21 protein-coding genes are annotated in these 21,094 nt (G+C 35.5%); 17 read left to right on the top strand and 4 right to left on the bottom strand.

The window, feature by feature from the left end; genetic code table 11:
- The first annotated feature begins 23 nt into the window (after positions 1 to 23).
- Both AC4BD1_RS01695 and AC4BD1_RS01700 read left to right on the top strand, forming a co-directional pair.
- The gene (locus AC4BD1_RS01695) at positions 24 to 854 is read left to right on the top strand and encodes an endonuclease/exonuclease/phosphatase family protein (protein WP_490485732.1); all 831 of its coding nucleotides are present in this window, start codon (positions 24 to 26) and stop codon (positions 852 to 854) included.
- 436 nt (positions 855 to 1,290) lie between these two features.
- Entirely contained in the window at positions 1,291 to 1,566 is a 276-nt protein-coding gene (locus tag AC4BD1_RS01700; RefSeq protein ID WP_490485733.1) for a hypothetical protein, read from the top strand.
- Between the two features lie 187 nt (positions 1,567 to 1,753).
- Here the strand turns inward: AC4BD1_RS01700 and AC4BD1_RS01705 are convergent, their stop codons facing one another.
- The gene (locus AC4BD1_RS01705) at positions 1,754 to 3,433 is read right to left on the bottom strand and encodes a hypothetical protein (RefSeq protein WP_490466805.1); all 1,680 of its coding nucleotides are present in this window, start codon (positions 3,431 to 3,433) and stop codon (positions 1,754 to 1,756) included.
- Positions 3,434 to 3,593: 160 nt separating this feature from the next.
- Between AC4BD1_RS01705 and AC4BD1_RS01710 the strand changes: the two genes are divergently transcribed.
- Positions 3,594 to 4,748 (top strand): class C sortase, encoded by a 1,155-nt coding sequence (locus tag AC4BD1_RS01710; RefSeq protein WP_490485734.1) that lies wholly within the window; start codon positions 3,594 to 3,596, stop codon positions 4,746 to 4,748.
- Positions 4,749 to 4,906: 158 nt separating this feature from the next.
- Positions 4,907 to 6,421, top strand: coding sequence for a xylulokinase (xylB, locus tag AC4BD1_RS01715; RefSeq protein WP_490485735.1), 1,515 nt, complete (start codon positions 4,907 to 4,909; stop codon positions 6,419 to 6,421).
- 95 nt (positions 6,422 to 6,516) lie between these two features.
- On the opposite strand, the gene AC4BD1_RS01720 is transcribed toward xylB, so the two are convergent.
- A complete protein-coding gene (locus AC4BD1_RS01720) occupies positions 6,517 to 6,990 on the bottom strand; it encodes a MerR family transcriptional regulator (protein ID WP_206910986.1) in 474 nt (157 codons plus the stop codon).
- A 138-nt stretch (positions 6,991 to 7,128) separates the two neighbouring features.
- On the opposite strand from AC4BD1_RS01720, the gene AC4BD1_RS01725 reads away from it, so the two are divergent.
- The 3 genes from AC4BD1_RS01725 to AC4BD1_RS01735 all read left to right on the top strand — a co-directional run bounded on the left by AC4BD1_RS01725 (position 7,129) and on the right by AC4BD1_RS01735 (position 9,798).
- A complete protein-coding gene (locus AC4BD1_RS01725; RefSeq protein ID WP_206910976.1) occupies positions 7,129 to 8,607 on the top strand; it encodes an MDR family MFS transporter in 1,479 nt (492 codons plus the stop codon).
- The gene (locus tag AC4BD1_RS01730; protein WP_206910974.1) at positions 8,604 to 9,311 is read left to right on the top strand and encodes a DUF4811 domain-containing protein; all 708 of its coding nucleotides are present in this window, start codon (positions 8,604 to 8,606) and stop codon (positions 9,309 to 9,311) included. The genes AC4BD1_RS01725 and AC4BD1_RS01730 overlap by 4 nt, the downstream gene beginning before the upstream one ends.
- Before the next feature lie 175 nt (positions 9,312 to 9,486).
- Positions 9,487 to 9,798: a hypothetical protein gene (locus tag AC4BD1_RS01735; protein ID WP_490485736.1), complete on the top strand. Its 312-nt coding sequence runs from the start codon at positions 9,487 to 9,489 to the stop codon at positions 9,796 to 9,798.
- Between the two features lie 66 nt (positions 9,799 to 9,864).
- On the opposite strand, the gene AC4BD1_RS01740 is transcribed toward AC4BD1_RS01735, so the two are convergent.
- Positions 9,865 to 12,201 carry an ABC transporter ATP-binding protein/permease gene (locus tag AC4BD1_RS01740; RefSeq protein ID WP_490466809.1) on the bottom strand — a complete coding sequence of 779 codons (2,337 nt, stop codon included), beginning with the start codon at positions 12,199 to 12,201 and terminating at the stop codon, positions 9,865 to 9,867.
- A 142-nt stretch (positions 12,202 to 12,343) separates the two neighbouring features.
- Here AC4BD1_RS01740 and AC4BD1_RS01745 point away from each other — a divergent pair, with 142 nt between their 5' ends.
- Positions 12,344 to 13,018 carry a response regulator transcription factor gene (locus AC4BD1_RS01745; RefSeq protein ID WP_206910967.1) on the top strand — a complete coding sequence of 225 codons (675 nt, stop codon included), beginning with the start codon at positions 12,344 to 12,346 and terminating at the stop codon, positions 13,016 to 13,018.
- Positions 13,015 to 14,085, top strand: coding sequence for a sensor histidine kinase (locus tag AC4BD1_RS01750; protein ID WP_490485737.1), 1,071 nt, complete (start codon positions 13,015 to 13,017; stop codon positions 14,083 to 14,085). Before AC4BD1_RS01745 ends, AC4BD1_RS01750 begins: the two co-directional genes overlap by 4 nt.
- 146 nt (positions 14,086 to 14,231) lie before the next feature.
- On the opposite strand, the gene AC4BD1_RS01755 is transcribed toward AC4BD1_RS01750, so the two are convergent.
- Positions 14,232 to 15,122 (bottom strand): LysR family transcriptional regulator, encoded by an 891-nt coding sequence (locus tag AC4BD1_RS01755; RefSeq protein WP_490485738.1) that lies wholly within the window; start codon positions 15,120 to 15,122, stop codon positions 14,232 to 14,234.
- A gap of 151 nt (positions 15,123 to 15,273) precedes the next feature.
- Between AC4BD1_RS01755 and AC4BD1_RS01760 the strand changes: the two genes are divergently transcribed.
- The 8 genes from AC4BD1_RS01760 (at position 15,274) to AC4BD1_RS01795 (ending at position 21,092) form a co-directional block, all read left to right on the top strand.
- Positions 15,274 to 16,002: a DUF554 domain-containing protein gene (locus AC4BD1_RS01760; RefSeq protein WP_206910963.1), complete on the top strand. Its 729-nt coding sequence runs from the start codon at positions 15,274 to 15,276 to the stop codon at positions 16,000 to 16,002.
- Positions 16,003 to 16,344: 342 nt separating this feature from the next.
- A complete protein-coding gene (locus tag AC4BD1_RS01765) occupies positions 16,345 to 16,662 on the top strand; it encodes a PadR family transcriptional regulator (RefSeq protein WP_067481404.1) in 318 nt (105 codons plus the stop codon).
- Positions 16,655 to 17,281 (top strand): DUF1700 domain-containing protein, encoded by a 627-nt coding sequence (locus AC4BD1_RS01770; protein ID WP_206910958.1) that lies wholly within the window; start codon positions 16,655 to 16,657, stop codon positions 17,279 to 17,281. The genes AC4BD1_RS01765 and AC4BD1_RS01770 overlap by 8 nt, the downstream gene beginning before the upstream one ends.
- A 5-nt stretch (positions 17,282 to 17,286) precedes the next feature.
- On the top strand, positions 17,287 to 18,225 hold the full coding sequence (locus AC4BD1_RS01775) for a DUF4097 family beta strand repeat-containing protein (protein ID WP_490485739.1): 939 nt from the start codon (positions 17,287 to 17,289) through the stop codon (positions 18,223 to 18,225).
- Between the two features lie 135 nt (positions 18,226 to 18,360).
- The gene (locus AC4BD1_RS01780; RefSeq protein WP_490485740.1) at positions 18,361 to 18,849 is read left to right on the top strand and encodes a DUF5348 domain-containing protein; all 489 of its coding nucleotides are present in this window, start codon (positions 18,361 to 18,363) and stop codon (positions 18,847 to 18,849) included.
- Positions 18,850 to 18,959: 110 nt separating this feature from the next.
- A complete protein-coding gene (locus AC4BD1_RS01785) occupies positions 18,960 to 19,772 on the top strand; it encodes an SPFH domain-containing protein (protein WP_490485741.1) in 813 nt (270 codons plus the stop codon).
- 195 nt (positions 19,773 to 19,967) lie between these two features.
- Complete coding sequence (locus AC4BD1_RS01790; RefSeq protein WP_206910954.1) at positions 19,968 to 20,330, top strand: YxeA family protein; 363 nt, start codon at positions 19,968 to 19,970, stop codon at positions 20,328 to 20,330.
- Between the two features lie 9 nt (positions 20,331 to 20,339).
- Positions 20,340 to 21,092 carry an ABC transporter ATP-binding protein gene (locus AC4BD1_RS01795; protein ID WP_206910953.1) on the top strand — a complete coding sequence of 251 codons (753 nt, stop codon included), beginning with the start codon at positions 20,340 to 20,342 and terminating at the stop codon, positions 21,090 to 21,092.
- The last annotated feature ends 2 nt before the right edge of the window (positions 21,093 to 21,094 follow it).

Genomic DNA, 21,094 nt, shown 5'->3' on the forward strand with positions numbered 1-21,094 from the left:
GAAATGAAAAAGGGGTCAGATAAATGAATTTGCTCACACTAAATACACATAGTTGGCTAGAAGATGAGGCGGAACGGAAGTTACAACAATTAGTTGAGAAAATTGTGGAAGCAGACTATGATATCATTGCATTGCAAGAAGTGAATCAACTAGTGGAGTCAGCTGTTGTTTCTCAGAGTGACCTTGTTAATTTTTGTTCAGTAAGTGGACAAAAAAGTATCCATGAAGATAATTTTGCCCATTGTTTAATCAAAAAATTAGCAATGGAAGGACGCTCCTATTATTGGAGTTGGGACATGAGTCATATTGGCTATGATATTTACGAAGAAGGAAATGCGCTACTTTCAAAAAATCCTTTGACAAGTGAGGCAATGATCGTATCTGAAACAAGTAACTATCAAGATTATCGAACGAGAAAGTTACTAATTGGCAATACGTTATTCCAAGGAAAAGAAATTTGTGTTGTAAGTACTCACTTTTCTTGGTGGCAGGATAAAAATTCCGGTTTTGCTTTTGAATGGCAACAGCTAGAACAACGATTATTAACGGAGAATAAGCCGCTTTTCTTACTTGGGGATTTTAATAATCCAGCGCAAGAAGCAGGTTACTTACTTGTTGAAAAAAGTCCACTTGCAATAATAGACAGCTATTCCATAGCGAAAACAAAGAATGGTGAAGCAACAGTAGAGCAAGCAATCGATGGGTGGAAAGAGAATACTCGGAAATTAAGAATTGATTATATTTTTGTTCCAGAAACTAGTATTGTTTATTCCCATCAAATTTTATTTGATGGAGAAAATGCTCCAATCATTAGTGATCACTTTGGAATTGAGATAGAAATCGCTAAATTTTAAACAAATACATGGTTGATGAAAAGATGACCAACTATTATGAAAACTACCGACTAGAAAATTTTAGTCGGTAGTTTTTTTGTGATATTTTATTCATGATAACTGATTTTTCAAAAGACATTTATAGAGTGCAAAAATATGAATCATCTATAAACATAAAGATATTTCTTTTTTTGTGCATATGGATAAGTTTAATCTATAAAATGGAATACAGAGATAAACGCTCATTGTTGGAAAATACGTAGGACTCATGAATGCCAAATATCTCAGTTTTTCTAGATCGTCCATAATTCATAAGAGATTTTATTGTTTTAACATTAGCAATATTTATTCTAAATAATAATGATTTTTTTCAAGTGAATACTAGTAGTCAACTAAAAAGAGGACAAGAATTTGAATGAAGAGGAGCTTTCATAAATCGGAAGAAGAGACATAGTGAATGCATGACCGATTGATTGCTACAGATACAAAAGGTAAAGTAAAATTTTATGTTCCGAAAACAGAAGAAACGATTGATGAATCATCTGAAGAGAACAAGGTAGAACAGAGTTCAGCTAGTTACCCGTCATCTAGTAAAGAAAAGTTGGTTGAAAGCGTAGAGAATCAATTCTTGGTATCTCTTGGAGAAAATGTTTATGTTGAATTGGTCGTGGCAGAAATCATCTTGATTATTATCACAGTTTTACTTGTTTTGGGAAAGAAACGAAGAAAGTAAACTAAAAGCTCATTCATCCACCTCTCGTTTCAGAATGAAAGAACTACTGTCACCTTTAAATGGTTCCTTTTTACTCAAGTTAGATAATTTAAACAACAAGTCCCCTTACGGTAGTTGAGAAACATAACCATAAGGGGACTTGTTGCACTTATATGTGTGAATGACTTCTTGTTGAAGGGGACAATAACTACTTGAATAATTCCTTTTTTTTGCGCCAAAGCGTATATTTTTCATAAATAGGAGACAAAAATAGAATTCCCCAAGCGACAAGACAGATGACAAGAGAAACATAAAAATAGAACGGTGGAGAATAATGAATCGTCACTTTGTTAATACCTTTGTGCTGCTTGATAATGGGCGTGCCAATATCAGTTAATTGATAGTCTGTGATCGTATGGCCATTTCGAACTAATCTTGTTCGATCATAGACAATAATTGGTAGTTTGACTGTTTCGGTTCCCGTATTTTTCCATTTAACAGTTAAATCACCTTTTGAATAACTCTTGATATATTTTGTTTCATTATCTAGAATATCTTGGCTATAACGATCATATTTATTTGCAGTTGTTGCTTGATAGATTGGTAGATAATCTGGTGTTGTTTTTTGAAAAGCAAACAAACTGGTTGCTAAATCTTTATTAAAAAATGTTTTTCTCGTGTCGGCTTGATTCTCAAATAAATAAGTATGCCTGCTGACAAATTTTGTTTGTTCCCACTGGGCTAAGTGGCTAGAGAGAGTTTGGACAGTTTGACCAGTACAAATAATCACTATAAATATACCGATTATCTTCAGCCATTTCTGAGAATGCCAATGGCTGGAGACCAATGCAAAGAGTAGCAAAAATAGTAGCGTGAAAGGCACAAAAAAACGAAAAGGAAATTGAATCAAACGAACAAAAGGGACACCTTTTGCTACCAATGTCGTCCAAGGCACCAAACTGGTTGAGAGAAGCAAGAAGAACAAGCTTGTTCCAAAGAGTAATTTCTCAAAGAGTGTTAGCTTTTTCCGGAATAAAATTAATAACAGAACGCCTATAGCTAAAATAATAGGAAAGATTCCTGGATAGCGTAGCCAATAACTTCCACCGAGATCAATCGCTTTTTCGCTCATGTTTTTATTAACGAATGGTGCTAAAATTTCATTTCCAGTATAGACAATTAGTAAACTAGCCCAAACGTTTGCAGTCAGGCAGAGGTAAAGTAAAATTGATTTTCCAAGTTGTAGTAATTGGCTTCCACGATTTGTTTGCGAAAAAAAGAAAGTGATATAAAAAGGTACATACATTAAAATAAGCATGATAGTTGAAAGTAAATGAATCTGGGTCATTATAGCTATAGAAACTGCTACTTTTTTCAAAGGAAACCTTTTGTTAACGACAAAATCAACGATGGGGAGTAAGCACAAAGGAAAAAACGCGGTTCCCCAGCTAGTAAATCCTTGATTGATTGCCCAATATTGTATGGAATAAGTACTCATAAAAATGACAGCAATCGGTATAGCAATCGAATCTTGGACTTTCGCATACTTCAATAAAACAATCATAGAGCAACCAGCTATCAAGTATAAAAGAAAATTAGAAAGTATTTGGTAATGAAACCAACTACCAGAGATCAGGACAAGTAGCCCTTGAAAATAAGCAAAAAATGGACCGTAAACAGCATTGACAATCCGACCACTTTGCTGGAAACCATAAATGGAAGTAAAGTAATGAAAGTTGTGATTTTTAATTTGCTGAGCTGTTTCATAAAAGCGATTATAATGAAAAGAAGCATCTGCGCCAAGGATCAGTTTATGTGTAAATAAATGTGGAAGAACAAAAATAAGTGCAATCAAACTAATCACCATAAAAGGTCTGATTTTTTTCAAATAGAAAGCTCCTTTCAATTGGATGAATTAGTTATATGATAAAGCCAATTGAAAACGGAGGCAAGAATTTTGAAAGAAAATTGAAATTTCTTTCTATTATTGAAAAAGGTTACTAACTATGTAATGATAAATGAAAAGGGTACCAAAGGGGGGCGGACATATGAAAAATGAAAAGCCATTTAAAAGGAAACAAAAGATTAGAACATTATTGTTAAAAATAACATTGTTATTCGTAATCCTCCTAGGATTACTGATTGCACTCTATCCTTTTTATGTTGATTCGCTGAATGGATTGATTGATCAAAAAAGAATTGAGCAGGCGCAGAAGAAATCAGTTGAAGAAACTGCTTCCTTACAACAAAAAATGACAATGGAAAATGAACGCTTACGAAAAAATGGGCTCAATCCTGGTTCTGACCCTTTTAATGATGAAAAAAAGGGAGAAAGTGTGCAGGCTGAATTAATTGGTAGCATCAATATTCCTAAAATCAATATCCATTTACCACTTTATGATGAAACAACTACTGATGTTTTAGAAATCGGTGCAGGCGTTTTACAAGGGACATCTTTTCCTACCGGTGGGAAATCGACGCATTCTGTTATTTCGGCACATTCGGGTTTACCCAATCGTCTGTTCTTTACTGATTTAGAAGAAATGAAAATTGGGGATCAGTTTATTTTGACAGTCTTAGATAAAAAATTAGCTTACCAAGTCGAGAACATTGAGGTGGTGACACCAGATGATACTTCTTCATTATCGATTCAAGAAGACAGAGATCTAGTTACATTGTTAACTTGTACACCATACATGGTTAATTCTCACCGTTTATTGGTTACGGGTTACCGTATTCCTTATAATGAATCCGTAAAAGTGAGTGAAATAAAAGGAAATCAATGGCGAATTTTGCGTTATGTTTTGATTTTGATTGGTGTGATTGTTGCCACACTATTTTTGATTTATTTGGTGTATCGTTTGATTTATCATCATCAATTAAGTCAAAAAACATTTGATTTTTCTTTTATTATACGTAACACATCCGAATTACCAGTAATAGGATCAACTTTTCGCTTAATGCAAAAAGGACGATTGGTTTTTAGAGAGGGTGAACCGATTGAATCAACAAGTAATCAGTTTGGTAAAGTAGAATTTAAACAATTGCCAGGCGGACAATATCAATTAGTTGATGTATCCCATAACAACGTCAAGATTAAGTTTGGTGTGAAAAAGAAAAAAGAGTCAGCTATGTTATTTATTAGTAGAAGAAAAAGAGTGAAACAACTAATAGTTGATAATCGAAAATTTATTGTTGAATAGAATCAAAAAAATGGGACAAATGATGCGTACATTGTTTGTTCCAGTTTTTTTGTAAAAAAATCTACTTTTTTGACACACAAAAATGAAAAAAGGCGTAACTACATGATGAAAGGAATTAAAATTGTTTGTTTGAGTGATCAGAGGAGGAAATGCATTTGATGGGATATGTGGTAGGAATTGATTTGGGGACTAGTTCACTAAAAGGAATCGTGACTAATAGAAGTGGAGAGGTCGTAGCCTGTGCAAGTGAGAGTTATTCTTTTTTTCAGAAAAAGACTGGCTGGAGTGAGCAAAATCCAGATGATTGGTTCCTTGCTTTACAAAAAGTATTAAGAAGGTTTGTAGTGGAGATAGCAGATTTCAGTGAAAATCTAAAAGGAATAAGTTTTTCGGGGCAAATGCATAGTCTAGTTTTATTAGATGAACAAAAGCAGGTATTACGTCCAGCTATTTTGTGGAATGATGTTCGTACAAGTCTGGAGTGTGAACAGATTAAGGAAAGTTGTGGAGACCAGCTTTTAGAAATTACAAAAAACCAAGTTGTGGAAGGCTTTACTCTCCCAAAAATATTGTGGGTAAAGAAAAATGAACCAGAAATATGGTCGAAAGTTCGCCATATTTTATTACCTAAAGATTATTTGAGATATCGTTTGACTGGAAAAATAAACATGGATTTTTCAGATGCAGCAGGAACTTTGTTGTTGGATTTTGAACAACGATCTTGGTCAGAAGAAATTGCTGAAATCTTCGGCATTCCATCAATATATTTCCCGCCATTAGTCGAATCGACAAAGTGTGTAGGGATGTTGCTGCTTGAGTCTTTAGACGATGTGAGAATCAATCAAAAAGTAAAAGTTATGGCTGGAGCGGCAGACAATGCTTGTGCAGCGCTAAGTGCGGGGATTTTTTCTTCAGAAAAAGGGTTAGTGAGTATCGGTACTTCAGGTGTATTTTTGACTTGTGGTAAGAGTCAAAAACAAACTACTGGAAAACTTCATTGGTTTGATCATGCAGTTTCTGATAGCTATTATTTGATGGGTGTCACCTTGGCAGCAGGATATAGTTTGCAGTGGATGAAGCAAACATTTGCTCAAGAGAAGAGTTTTTCAGAAGCGCTATCTGAAATTGAACAGATTTCGCCAGGAGCGAATGGCTTGCTCTTTACACCATATATCATAGGAGAAAGGACACCTCATTCTGATGGCCACATTAGAGGGAGTTTTTTAGGGATTGATACGAAACATACATTTACACATTTTATGCGTGCAGTGGTTGAAGGAATCACTTTTTCCTTGAAAGACATTCAATTATTGCTCGAAGAGATGCTACAACAAACATTTACTCAAGTTATTTCCGTTGGTGGAGGTGCAAAAAATAAAGAATGGGCACAAATCCAAGCTGATGTTTTTGATGTAGACATTTTTGGTCTGGCTGTTGAAGAAGGACCAAGTATGGGTGCTGCGATGATTGCGGCAGTAGGAGTCGGATGGTTTGATTCGCTGGAAAATTGTACAGAAATTTTTGTTAGTTATCATAAAGTAGCAACGCCAAATACTGATAATGTTCGAGTATATCAAAAAATTTATTCAATTTATCAACAAGTTTATGGACAGACGAAGGAACTGAGTCACCAGTTACGTGTATTTGATGAGGAAAAAGGGGGAAAAGAGTAAAAAAAAAAGAACCACTCACTTATTCTCAAAATAAATTGAGTCGAGGAAGAAAATGAGTGTTCCAAATTATTGAAATTTATTTTGAGTGGATAAGACTAAGCTTCTCTGACTAATTTCTTAATATCTACATTCTCAGCTATAGGGACGATTTTATACGTTAATTCATCTGTTTTATCATCATGAATAATGTAAATTTGGGAATCATCTTCTTTGAAATCTCCAAAAGAAATTGCTGTGTAGCGCTGATCGAACAACTCGATTTCTTTGATACATTTTGAAAAAACTTTGCGAACATGGTGCATTTTTTGGATATGAGCAGTTGCTTTTTCAACAGCTTTTGTCAACGTATATCCTTCGTCCAGATACTGTTTGATGATTTCAACCTTAACAACTGTAGGCAATCGATACTTTCTTGGTCCGTTGGAATCGGTTTCGACAGATTGAATAAAACCTTTCTTTTCCCAATAACGCAATTGACGTGGAGAAACACCAACAAGTTCACTAAGTTCACTGATACCAACAAGCAAATGATCATTTTTTAATAGTTCTTTGAGGTGGTTATGAATCACTTTTGTCACTCCTTTTGACCTTCTTCTTTCTTTAATTATACTTTTGTTGACTTTTGTGTCAAGTAGGTTGACAAACTATCTGATTAGGAATAAAGTATTCTAGTGATTTCGCAAAAATAATTAGAAAGAAGGAGACACATGAGTAAAAAACAGCCCGTAGATATTTACGGCAAACCATATAACCGCTCATTACTAGTGGTTGTTTTACTAATTGGTACCTTTTGTACCGTATTGAATCAAACGCTGTTGACAACAGCTTTTCCTACGTTAATGAAAGCTTTTGATATCACAGCTTCAGATGTACAGTGGTTAACAACAGGATTTTTATTAGTGAATGGGATCATGATCCCTATTACAGCTTGGTTGATTAACAAGTTCAGCTCACGCAGTTTATATCTTTCAGCAATGACGGTATTTTTAATTGGAACAATTACTTGCTATATCGCACCTAATTTTTCTACCTTATTGATTGGCCGTTTGATTCAAGCTGCAGGTGTTGGTGTTTCAATGCCATTATTGCAAAATATTATGTTATCGATATTCCCACCAGAAAAAAGGGGTTCTGCGATGGGAATGTCTGGAATTGTGATTGGACTTGCGCCAGCATTAGGCCCAACGTTATCTGGTTACATCATTGATAATTATCAATGGCGTGATTTGTTTGGGATGATTATTCCAATCGTTGTATTAGTTTTAGTGTTGGCAATCTTCTTGATGAAGAGCGTGATTCCGTTGTCAAATCCAAGTATTGATTTACTTTCAGCAATATTATCAACAATCGGATTTGGTAGCTTACTTTATGGATTTTCTAGTGTAGGCAACGAAGGTTGGGGAAGTGTCCAAGTAATTGGCTTCTTGATTGTTGGGGTTCTTTTTATTATCTTATTCTCATTACGTCAGTTGCGTCTAGAACATCCTTTCTTGGAACTTCGGGTCTTTAAATCAACAACATTTACTATTGCAGCTATTTTAGCTGGAGTAACCAATATGGCGATGGTTGGCGCGGAAATGGTTGTTCCTTTGTATATTCAAAATATTCGTGGAGAGTCAGCCTTTCATTCAGGATTGATGTTACTTCCAGGTGCATTGATCATGGGGGCAATGATGCCAATCACTGGGATGATTTTTGACAAACATGGTGCAAAACGTTTAGCTATTACAGGTATGTTTATTTTAACTGCCGCTACTGCACCATTTGCATTTTTAACAGAAACAACACCAGTCGTTTATATCGTGCTTTTATACGCGATTCGGATGTTTGGGATCTCAATGGTTATGATGCCAGTTACAACTTCAGGTATGAATGCTTTACCAAATAATTTGATTAGTCATGGTACGGCGGTCAATAATACTTTCCGTCAAATTGCTAGTTCAATCGGTACGGCAATTTTGATTAGTGTATTGACCAATGTTACAAAAGACAATTTACCTGACAAAGAAATATTAAAAGCAACACCATTGGCTTATAAAGACCAAGCAATCAATGCAACTTTATCTGGCTATCATGCTGCATTTGTAGTAGCGATTATTTTTGGGATCATTGGCTTTGTTATTGCTTTCTTCTTAAAGAAAAAAGAACCACTTAAAGAACTTTCAGTGAAGGGGGATCAAGCATGATAATTGGTATTTTGATTATTAGTTTAGTTGCCTTTGCTTTGATTAATGTTTTTGCCAAAAAAGCATGGCAAACAGTCCTTTCATTGATCTTTGGTGCCGTTTTTGTTGGAGCTTTAGGATTGATTGTAGCGAATATTTCTAACCATTTTGGGATGGAAAGAGTGACGGAAACAACAACGAAAAAAATCGTTTCTAGCGCTGATTCAGGTGCCAATCTGTTACTTTATAAAGAACTTGGTGATGGAACTGAAAAGATTTACTTGTATAAGACCAAAGAAAGTCAGAAAAAACCAACAGCTACTGGAACTGACAATGTAACGAACAAAGTGGAGTCAACTACTGGAGCTGCAGAAAAAGTCACAAAAACGACTTATTGGGTATACAAGAATGATCATTATAAATTTTGGTTTAATATAGCTGATAATAATCATGAGTTTGATAAACGTGTGAATACATTTAAATTACCAAAGGACTGGATTACTTTAAATACAGATCAAGCAGAAAAATTAGCAAAACTTTCCAAAGAACGTCAAAGTACTATGGAAAGTGAAGCAAAAGCTTACGTACAGGACGGCTTAAAGCAAGCAATGATGGAGAATCCACAAATGAGTCAATCTGAGCAAGAAGCGCTAATCAAAAAATTAACAGCTGCTTATCAACAAGAAGCGTTTACCAAATTGATTCAAGAAGTGAAAGAAAAATAAATGCTAGAAACAGTTGTTTGACCAACTGTTTGAAAAATAGACTAGGACCTGTAAAGGTTCTAGTCTATTTTTTTTGAATGATTGTAGGAACATTTCTAACATGTTAAACTGGCGGGGGATAGCGCTTTCTTTTTGTGGCATGGGAGATATCTTAAAAAGGATTGGAGGAGTAGAAATGAAAGAGCAAGTACCGAAAGCAATAAAAGTGGAAAATGTAGCCAATATTTTGAAAGTAGATTTTGATAATGGTCAGACAAAATACTTAAAATCACACTGGGTTGAAGACCTCGGAGATGCATTCAAATTAAACAGCAAAGGAGCACGCAAAAATCTTTTAGGAATGCCAGCAAATATGTGGATTGGGAGTAAAACTGAAATTGAATTAGATGGAACGGTCGTGCTGAACGAAACCGATCGATATACTTCAGAAGAACTTTGGTATAAGGGACAAGATAGTATACCATATACCAAAGCTGTAAGTAGCTAAAACGGAAATAAAAAGCAGCTGAAATCATTAGTGATTTTAGCTGCTTTTTTGTTTATAAATATAAATTTATTCAGCGCGTAAAGCAATAGCGGCATCTTTTTTCGCTGCCATACGAGCTGGAATGTGTCCACCAAGCATTGTTAAAATAGTTGAAACCACTACTAAAATCAATGCGTGAACAGGGTTTAATTGAGCGACATTTTTCAAATCAGTCATACTATATAAGATACTGTTGATTGGAAATGTAGCTAACCAAGCAATTAAGATTCCTAAAATACCAGAAGAAATTCCTAAAATGCAAGTTTCAGCATCAAAAACTCGAGTAATATCTTTTTTACGAGCACCCAAAGCTTTCAATACACCAATTTCTTTTGTTCGTTCAATTACTGAAGTATAGGTGATGATACTAATCATGATCATACTTGTCACCAGTGAAATACCTGCAAAAGCGACTAATACGTAAGTGATGGCATCCATCAATCCACCAGTTAATTCAGTCATTGTACCTGCGAGGTCAGAATAAATAATTTTATCTTCTTCTGATTTGCCTTTGTTGTAGTCATCCAGATAATCAAGAACTTTATCTTTGTCTTCAAAATTATTTGGATAAATCATAATACTTGAAGGCAAGCTATCACCACCAAGGTAACTAATAAATGTTTCTTTGGCAGAAGCATCTAGTTTTTCAGTGGTCATCACATTGGTGTCACTATCTCTTTGTGCCTTAACGATTTCAGAATCCTTGTTTTTGTCAACAATTTGTGTTGTTAACTGGTCGCTGTAAGCAATACCTGGAGATAAAAGATTCATTGTTGAAGATGATTTCACACGCAAAATACCTGCTATTTTTAATTCTTCAGTCGAGTCATTGTACATTTTGTCGTAGTCAGAATTTGGAATAAATGTTCCAGTTGGCAATTGTGAGTAATAGTCATTATTGTTCACTAATTTTAAAGTAGTACCAATAATTTGATCAAAATCAAATTTTTGATCTTCTTTTACATCAAAACCAAGATTTTTTAGTGCGTTGATATTCGTATTATTGTTTCCATCGACAATCAGAACTACATCAGTTGTTGCACTTGGATAACTACCAGCAAGTAGTGAATAGTTATCTTTTAAAAAGTTTCCTTTATCAGCTGCTAATTGTGTTGGGAAAGTTGAGACACCGACACCTGTCATGGAAGCCATTGTGCTTGAAAAAGAAAGAGCGTCGTTATCAGGACTCGCATTGGAGAAGCTTACTGGTTGAGCTTTTCCATCAATTTCACGAAGCAGATTGATTCCCGTTGATCGAGTAAAGCCAATATTATTACTTAAATCAGGATCAATATCATTTACATAATCGACATATTTTTGATCAATTTTGTTTGTGTGTTGTGCCTTATCTTCATCACTAGTTTTAGCGGTGATTGTTTTTTTATTTGGGTAGTCCGCTTTACTTGCACCAAGTGCGGCAGAGTTATTTGTTTGACTAGTTGTCACTTTTGAAATTGTGATTGGGAATTTTGACATTGTTTCTGATTGTGTACTATCAATTTGTTTTTGGAACCCTGTAGACAAGGCTAAGACGATCGCAATCCCGATAATTCCGATACTTGATGCAAAAGAGGTTAAGAACGTTCGTCCTTTTTTTGTTCGGATATTATTGAAAGAAAGTTTTAGAGCTGTCCAAAAACTCATTTTCGTACGGCGCAAATTGAACTGATCATTTTTTGGTCGCTCGATATGTGGATGAGAGTCTGCTAAAATTTTTCCGTCTGAAAATTCAATAATTCGATCAGCATATTGGTTAGCTAGTTCAGGATTATGCGTGACCATGATGACTAATTTCTCTTTAGAAAGTTCTCGAATCAATTCCATAATTTGAATACTTGTTTCGGTATCTAATGCCCCAGTTGGTTCGTCGCATAATAGAATATCTGGGTTGTTTGCTAAAGCACGGGCAATTGCGACACGTTGCATTTGTCCACCAGAAAGTTGATTTGGTTTTTTGTGCATATGGGCAGAAAGTCCAACACGATTTAAAGCTTCTTCTGCTTTTTTTCGCTTTTCTTCTTTAGGAACCCCACTTAAGGTCATTCCAAGTTCCACATTTTCAATAATTCCTAGATGTCCAATCAAGTTGTAGCTTTGGAAAACAAAGCCAATCGAATTATTACGATAGGCATCCCAGTCGCTATCTTTAAAATCTTTTGTTGATTTTCCGTTGATGACCATGTCGCCTGAATCATAGTTATCTAACCCGCCGATAACGTTTAGCATAGTTGTTTTCCCAGAACCACTTGGACCAAGAATTGCGACGAATTCTTTTTGTCTAAAAGCAACGGAAACGCCATCTAATGCTTTAGTTGTCGTTTCGCCAACTTTATAATACTTTTTAATATCCTTTAGTTGTAGCATCTTCATCCTTCTCTCATTAAAAATATTCTGTATAATAACAACTATAACAGAATGATAGTGAAAGTATAACGAATGAATGTTAACTGAATATGAACTGAGTGAAACATTCAAGAAATTTTTTAGAAAAATGAGGAAAAGCGCAATGAACCGACTTTTAGTTGTTGAAGACGATGAGAATCTACAATTATTGTATCAATCTGTGTTAAAACGAGCTGGTTTTTCCACTATTCTCGCCTTTAATGGTGAAGATGCACTGAAAAAACTTGAAAATAATCATGTTGATTTGATTATAACTGATGTGATGATGCCAGCAATGGATGGGTATACATTGTTGGAGAATTTACGAGGGAGTAAGATTGAGACGCCTGTATTGATCATTACTGCGAAGCATGACTTTGAGGACAAGAAACGGGGCTTTCATTTGGGCGCAGACGACTACATGACGAAGCCAGTAGACGTCAACGAAATGGTCTTGCGGGTGGAGGCTTTGTTACGTCGAGCAAAGATCAATCATAGTCAACGCCTGATAATTGGTGAGACTTGTTTAGATCAAGAAACCTATGAGGTGACGAGTAAAGAGGAGTCAATGATTTTACCGCAAAAGGAATTTCTATTATTGTATAAGTTGCTATCTTACCCTAATAAAATATTCACGCGCCAACAATTAATGGATGAGATTTGGGGGATGGATACGAATACGGAGGAACGAACGATTGATGTTCACGTGAAACGTTTACGTACGCGTTTTGAAAACAATCAAGATTTTCAAATTGTAACGATTCGTGGACTCGGATATAAGGCGGTTATCAAAAAATGAAGAAAAAAATATTTTCACAGCTCTGGATCTATTTTGCACTGATTGTTTTTTTGTGCATTATAGTGACGCTAGCTTGTTTTGTAGGATTGGTTTATTTGTTGGCAAATCAACGTTCTTGGACACCAACAGAACGGCCGACGCTTTATCCAATCATGGTTTTAGCAGGATTTAGTGCAGTCGTTGGAACAGGAATCTCTGCGTTTGTTGGTAGAGGGATATTGTATCCAATTAGTGAACTAAGAAAAAATATGAGCCAAGTAGCAAAAGGCGATTTTACAATCCAAATGAATGAGCAACAAAAAGTAGCTGAAGTTCAGCAACTGTATCAAGATTTCAATGTAATGGTTCAAGAGTTGAATAGCATCGAAACTTTGCGCAATGACTTCGTCTCAAATGTTTCGCATGAATTCAAGACACCGTTAGCAACTATCCAAGGCTATGTCCAATTATTACAAAATCCCGATCTTTCAGACGAAGAACGACAGGTATTTTTACAACGAATCATCGAAGGAATCACGCAACTTTCTCAATTAACAGAAAATGTTTTGAAATTGAATAAGCTAGAGAATCAACATATGCTAATGGAGAAAAAAGAATTTCGTTTAGATGAACAAATTCGAGAAGTGATTTTATTTTTACAACCGAAGTGGGAAAAAGAACAATTACAGTTGGATATCCAACTGGAAAAAGTGAAGTATGTTGGAAATGAAGAACTCTTGTACCAAGTTTGGTTGAACATTATGGATAATGCCATCAAATATAATCGTCCAACTGGTAAAATTTCGGTAAAACTAACGCAGAAAAAAGACGAAATCGTATTGGAAGTGACAGACTCTGGTATCGGTATGGATGAGGAAACTTCGGCAAAAATTTTTGATAAATTCTATCAAGGCGATACGAGTCATCAGAATGCGGGGAATGGTTTGGGCCTTTCGTTAGTGAAGAAAATTTTGGAATTGCATCAAGGACGTATTGACTACAGTAGTATTGAAGGTGTGGGGACGACGGTGATGATATGTTTGAAAAATGTGGAAGAAGTTGTGAAGGAAGCGCTTCTTGAACACTGAGAAAAAGGTTGTGGCACAAAATGCTTAGTCCGAGCAGATAGTGCGCACACAAAACGACTAACAAAAATCTCCTCATGATTTTGACATCAGAGAAGCGAATAGAGTGACACTATTTTATACAGTTTCTTAGAAGTTGAACAAGAAAGTTAACTTCTAAGAAGCTGTATATTTTGTTTTAAGTATTTCCAAAACGTATTTGAGGCTAAAGAATGTTCCCCTTGTTTTCTAGCGAATGCCAGAAAACTTTCTCTGTTTGGTGTGATGGGAACGAGTACCGTATCTTCCTTTAATAGATAATTAACCGTTTTTTCCATCACGATCGAGATGCCCATATCGTTTGCAATCATGTTGAGAATCAAGTCCATTCGAGACCCGTTGTAGACAATGTTAGGCTCAAATCCGACTTCGTGGCAAAGATCAATCACTGGTTGATAAAGATTGGTTTGCTGTCCAAGTAACAGAAAGACTTCATCTTTTAGTTCACGTAAATTTATTTTTTTTTCATGCGCTAAAGGGTGATGAGCTGGGAGTACGGCAACAAAGTAATCTTTTTCAGTGGGAAGCCATTCAAAGTTTGTCGGTGGCTCATGAAAATTTCGACCAAAAATAATTGAATCAATTTGTTCAGTTGAGTAATAAGGGACTTCCGCACTTTCAACTTCTTTGAGTTGAATAGAAAATTCAGGATGAAGTTTCAAAAATTGGGTAATATGACGAAATCCAGCATAGTGGGTCATAGTAGGAATCGTTAAAATGCTTAAAGAGAGATTTTGTTTTTTGGTATACATTTCTAGGGCATCCGTCATGCCTTGGTATTGTTCGACAATTTTTTTCGCATAGGGCAGAATGAGCTGTGCGGTTTCTGTTAACTCGATTTTTCGATGCGTGCGGTCAAATAATTGAGTGTCTAGTTCCTTTTCTAAAGCAATGATTTGTTTGGAAATCGTTCCTTGTGTCATGAAAAGATGTTCTGCTGTTTTAGTAAAGCTTAACGTCTTTGCTAGATCAAGAAAGACAACAAGTTTTTGAATATTCAAGGAAACCTCTCCTAACTATTCCGTTTATGAATACTTTAACATGAAATTTGAATTGGTTGAATGAAAAAACTTTGATAGACTAAAAAATGCAGCGAAAAGGAACGCTTTGAAAGAGTAAATGAAGCGCGTTAAGGTAGAAAGGAGTTTTTTTATGCCAACTGGAGTATTAATCAACGTCGGAACGGTCTTTTTTGGAGGTCTGTTTGGAGGTCTTTTAGGAGAGAAATTAAGTAATCGATTTAAAACACAACTAATGATGGTGTTTGGTGTTTGTTCAATGGGGATGGGGATTTATTCGATGGGCCCGATGAAAAATATGCCACCTGTCATTTTTGCTTTAGTGATCGGGACAGTGATTGGACTAGTCATTCATCTAGGAGAGCGGATTGATCAAGGCGCAAATTTGATGCAAAAGCCAATTTCAAAATTATTTCCTAGTGAAAAGCTTGATTTATCTCATGAAGAGTTCATTAATACCCTAGTCACAGTGATTGTGCTATTTTGTGCAAGTGGGATGGGGATTTACGGAAGTATTGATTCAGGAATGACAGGAGATAACACGATTTTGATTTCAAAATCTGTTTTAGATTTTTTTACAGCAACAATTTTTGCTTGTAATTTAGGATTTGTAGTTTCCGTCATTGCGATACCGCAATTCATTATTTTTTATGCTTTGTTCTTATTAGCAAAATTCATTTTTCCAATGACAACGCCAGCAATGATTCTAGATTTTAAAGCTTGTGGTGGCTTTTTGATGCTTGCAACTGGTTTTCGAATGATTCATGTCAAAATGTTTCCAGTTGCTGACATGATTCCAGCGATGGTTGTAGTAATGCCTTTTAGTTGGTTGTGGACGACAATCATTTTGCCTCTATTATAAAAGCCAGAATAAATAAGAAAAAATTTTATAAGACAACAAGATTATTTTAAAGTAAAGTATTTTCATTTATACCCATGCTATACTAGTAGGTGAGATGACAGTATAGTTTGTGGTTATCCAAGCGAAAGTTCATGTTTTTCTAACAATCAGTTTGTACGAAGAAAACTATTCAAAAAAATTGGTTATTAGTGGATGGAAAAAACTACCAAATTTAGTTGGTGAGAAGGTGTAAAGACCTTCTCTTTTTTTTTACTCAACTAAAAATTAGAATACGTTGCTCAAACTATATTATATCTGATATAATATAGTGGAATTAAAAATATTGTAAAAGAAGGTGTCGCTATGCATATTCAAATTCCAACGGTTCTTCTTGATGGAACGGTGTTAGCAGCATTGAGTCGAGAAGATATGTATGGATATGCACTAACAAAAATTGTGCAGGAAAGTTTATCAATTAGTGAATCTACCATGTATCCCGTATTAAGAAGATTGAAACAAGAAGGATATTTAGAAACCTATGATGAACCATTCGAGGGTCGAAACCGAAGATATTATCGCTTAACACCAATCGGACATACACATTTAGAAGAAATTATTGATGAATGGATCGTTTTTCGAGACTCTTTAGATCGGTTATTGGAGGATAATAGACATGAATGAATATTTAAGTGAAGTCTTAGACGAACTTCAAGAAATTCCTGAAGCTGACCGCTTTGATTTGATCCAATATTATGAAGAGTATTTTTTGGATTCAGGTAAGACAGTCGATGAAATTTTAGAAGAATATGGCACACCTAAACAGTTTGCATTGAAGTTGAAGATCAATTATTTTTCTGAAGCAGATGACTTAGGTCAAGAAGAGATTCATCAAAATAGTCCGAAAAGACAAATGCGTTTGATTTGGTTAATTTTACTTGGCTTATTTGCATCGCCAATCTTAATTCCTTTAGCATTGCTATTTATTGCTGTATTGGTTGGTTCGGTCATCGCATTATTTGCGGTTATTTTTAGTATCTATGTTGTTTGCATTGTGATTTTAGGAGTAGGCGTGGTTATGGCGTTAGCAGGACTGATGATTTTAGGACAATCAGTTGTCAGTGGTTTGTTTTTCGTTGGCTTAGGTCTGTTTGCGACTGGTGCAGCTATCTTTTTTACTCCGATTTTAGTGAGATTGACAAAATGGTTGGCTCAGTTGATGATGCGTTTTGTGAAATGGGTCGGTCGTCGCTTTGTTACTAACCGTGGTCTTCATCCAACACACGATGGAACGGAGAGGTGAATGAAATGAAACTAAAACAATTTTTATTGATTGGTAGTGGCTTGATGCTCTTTGGTGGAATTTTGGCAGCAGAGACATATACGGCAGGTGCACAAAAGACAATCGTTTGGGAAAATGGTCCTAAGTTATTAGAGATGCAAGAGCATACAGAAAAATTTAAAGCAAATGAAATCAAAAAATTAGTGATTCAGGCAGAAAACCAAGAAATCAAAATCAGACAAGGGATTGATTTTGAAGTCACGACTCGTTATGAAAAGTCAGATGCACCAAAAATTGATTTAAAGAATCAAACATTAGCCATTCAAGCGCAAGGTCAGCCGGAATATCCAGTTCAGCTTAGTTTGGAAGAAAATCAGCCACAGATAACGATTACGGTACCAAAAGAAATGTCTCTCAGTGATGTTACGATTGAAAGCAGTAATAGTCGATTAACGATGACAGATATTGCAACAAAAAATCTAACTGTTGACGCTTATGCAAATAGTTGGTTAAGTTTTATTGGCTTAACGACGGACTCAGTGACAGCCAAAGATCAATTTGGTTCGCTTGATTTTAGTCGTTTGAAAACTAAAAAGGGAAACTTTACTGGTGAGGGAAGTAATTTTTATTTTTATGATAGTGCGTTAACAGAATCAAGCACGATTGTTGCTAAAAATGGTTCTGTTCAGTTGACGGATTTAGCTGTTCCTGGCTATCAACTAACATTGATAGGCGATTCAACTTTCCAAATGAACAATGAAGTACAAGCAGGCGTATCTTTTGAAAAAGGAAATGCGGAAAAAGGATTGACTGTTGAAGGAACAGACACCTTTATTGGATGGATGGACGATGAACAAGAATATTCGATGAATGAGCAAATGGACGACGATATGGAAGACATGAATGATCATATGGAGCAAAAGATGGATCACATGGACAACCATATGGAAGATGAAACTGAATAAAATTTCGTAAAATGATATTGAGACATTTTTTTGTTTCAATATCATTTTTTGTTTCGCTTAAGTTGTTTTCTTATAGTAAGATAGGTATAGACAAATGAAAAATTGAAACTTAGCAGAAGAATTAGGGTGGGGAAAATGAAGACAGAAGATGTTCAACGAGAACAACTACGAGAAAAAATGCTCGAACTACATGCGCAATTAAAGTCATTGAACGAATTATACTATGATGATGATAAGGAAAAAGTAACGATTGAGTATCCCAAAAATTCAGAAGGACGTCAATTAGAACAAGTACATAATGAAATGTTTCGCCATTTAATGAAAGTAAAAAAGGAGATGGATTATTACTCATTGCCAATCATAGATACGGGTGTTTTACAATATGATCCAAGTAAAGAACGCTTTATTTTTAAGTCTGTCCGAAAAAATATCATTCTCAATGCGGGAATGTATTTGGAAATTTTAGTTGAAGATTACTTTACAGAACAAAAACACTGGGTTAGAACCCGATTAGAGTATTTACCAAAAGCTGCGGGAGGAACGCACTCAACGGGATGGTTCATTAGCGAAGATAAAGGTTTAGAATTAGAAGGTGCTTTAGCAAGACTGAGAATAACTGAGTAGTCAGGAAAGAAAGTTTATGCTAGTACGTAAGAGGAGGAAAGACATTGAAAATGAATGAGAAAAAAGCGCTCTATATCAATGGGTATATTGGATGAGTTGGTGTCGTTGTTTTGGCAATCGCGGGTGCCATCTTGTTTTATTTTGGCACAGTAGCAACTAGCCCAACATTAATCATTCTAAGCATCGTTTTGTGGGGAATTGCTTGTTTATTAGTTAGCTCAGCAACAGTGGTCAGTCCAAATCAATCAAAAGCTATTTTGTTTTTCGGTAACTATTTAGGAACAATCAAAGAAAATGGCTTTTTTTTAACCGTTCCGTTAACTAATAAAATCAACGTGTCACTTAAAGTTCGAAATTTCAATAGTTCTGTTCTAAAAGTAAATGACTTAGATGGAAATCCCATTGAAATTTCTGCTGTTGTCGTTTTCAGAGTGGTGGATACGGCGAAAGCTTTGTTTGATGTTGCTTATTATCAAGACTTTGTAGAGATCCAAAGTGAGACTGCTGTTCGTCACATTGCAAGTCAATATCCTTATGATACTTTCAATGATACTGATATTACTTTACGCGGAAATACGACCGAGGTTTCGGATAAATTAGCAACGGAGCTTCAAGAACGACTAGCTGTTGCGGGAGTTGAGGTCATCGAGGCACGATTGAACCATTTGGCTTACGCAACTGAAATTGCGAGTGCCATGTTGCAAAGACAGCAGGCAAAGGCAATCCTCTCTGCACGTCAAACAATCGTTGAAGGCGCGGTCACAATGACGCAAATGGCACTGGAACAGATTGAGTCGGGTCAAGAAATCAATTTTACAGATGATCGAAAAGTTCAACTAATCAACAACTTATTAGTATCGATTATTACAGACAAAGGGACGCAGCCGGTAATTAACACGGGGGATTTAACTGATCGAAAATAACCCATGATTGAAAGTGAAAAATAGCGGGGTGAGGCAAGTTTGCTTCACTCTTTTTTAATTGAATAAGTCTATTGTCAGGTTGACTCATTGGATAAAAGCTAACAATATTGAAAGATGACTGACAGAGGAATCTAAGGCATGTTCGTTCTTTTTTTTCTATACTAAGTTCATCAAGTTAAAAGAGAGGTATAGACCGTGAAAAAATTTCTGATTGGATTATTGGTTGTCGTGGGTATTGGAGTAGCAGGTTTAAAAATAGCAGATGCTGTTATTATGGGCGGAGATGATTACTATGTACAGATCACGACAAACGGTGAAAAAATTGTTCAAAAAGATGAGCAAAATCAAGATGTGATCACTTACCAATATAATTTATCTGGATTTAATAAAGAAGGCGCTAAAAAAGAATTAGAATTTCAAGGGATGCAAGCACGCCCATTACGAAAAAATGCGTATCTCAAAGTAGTCTGGAATAAAAATAAAGGTGTAACTGGTTATGAAGAAGTTGAAAAGTCAGCAATACCTAAAGCAGCACAAGAAAAATTAACTAAAGGGTAGGCGTAAAAAATGGAAAAAATTGTTGAAATCCAAGACGTAACAAAAGTGTATGGTAAAAATAATGAAAAGAAAACGACAGCTTTAGCGGGCATTTCATTTTCAGTGGAAAAAGGTGAATTTATCGGAATCATGGGTGCATCCGGTTCTGGTAAATCAACTTTGTTGAATATTTTGTCTACCTTAGATAAACCAACAGATGGTCGTATTCGGATCAATCAAAAAGATGTAACAGCTTTAAAAGGAAATCAACTGGCAGATTTTCGTGCGAAAGAAATCGGGTTCATCTTCCAAGACTTCAATTTATTGGAAAACTTAACCGCGCAAGAAAATATTGCCGTACCACTATCTTTACAAGGGGTTCGTCCAAAAGAAATCAAACAAAGAGTCAAACAAATTGCTGAACGCTTATCAATTAGCCATATTTTAGATAGCTATCCTTCAGCTATTTCCGGTGGACAAAAGCAACGTGTCGCAGCTGCTAGAGCATTGATTACTCAACCAACGATTTTATTAGGCGACGAACCAACTGGTGCACTCGACTCTAAGAGTGCGCGTGATCTATTGGACACGATGGATGAATTGAACCAAAAAGATAATGTTTCTATTTTATTAGTAACACATGATCCTTTTTCAGCAAGTTATTGCCAACGAATCTTATTTATCAAAGATGGCGGCATTCATCAAGAAGTTAAACGAGGCGATCAAAGTCGTGAGTCGTTCTATCGCCAAATTTTAACTATTCTAGGAAATTTGGAACAGTAAGG

This window comes from Enterococcus sp. DJ147D b, assembly GCF_058216655.1.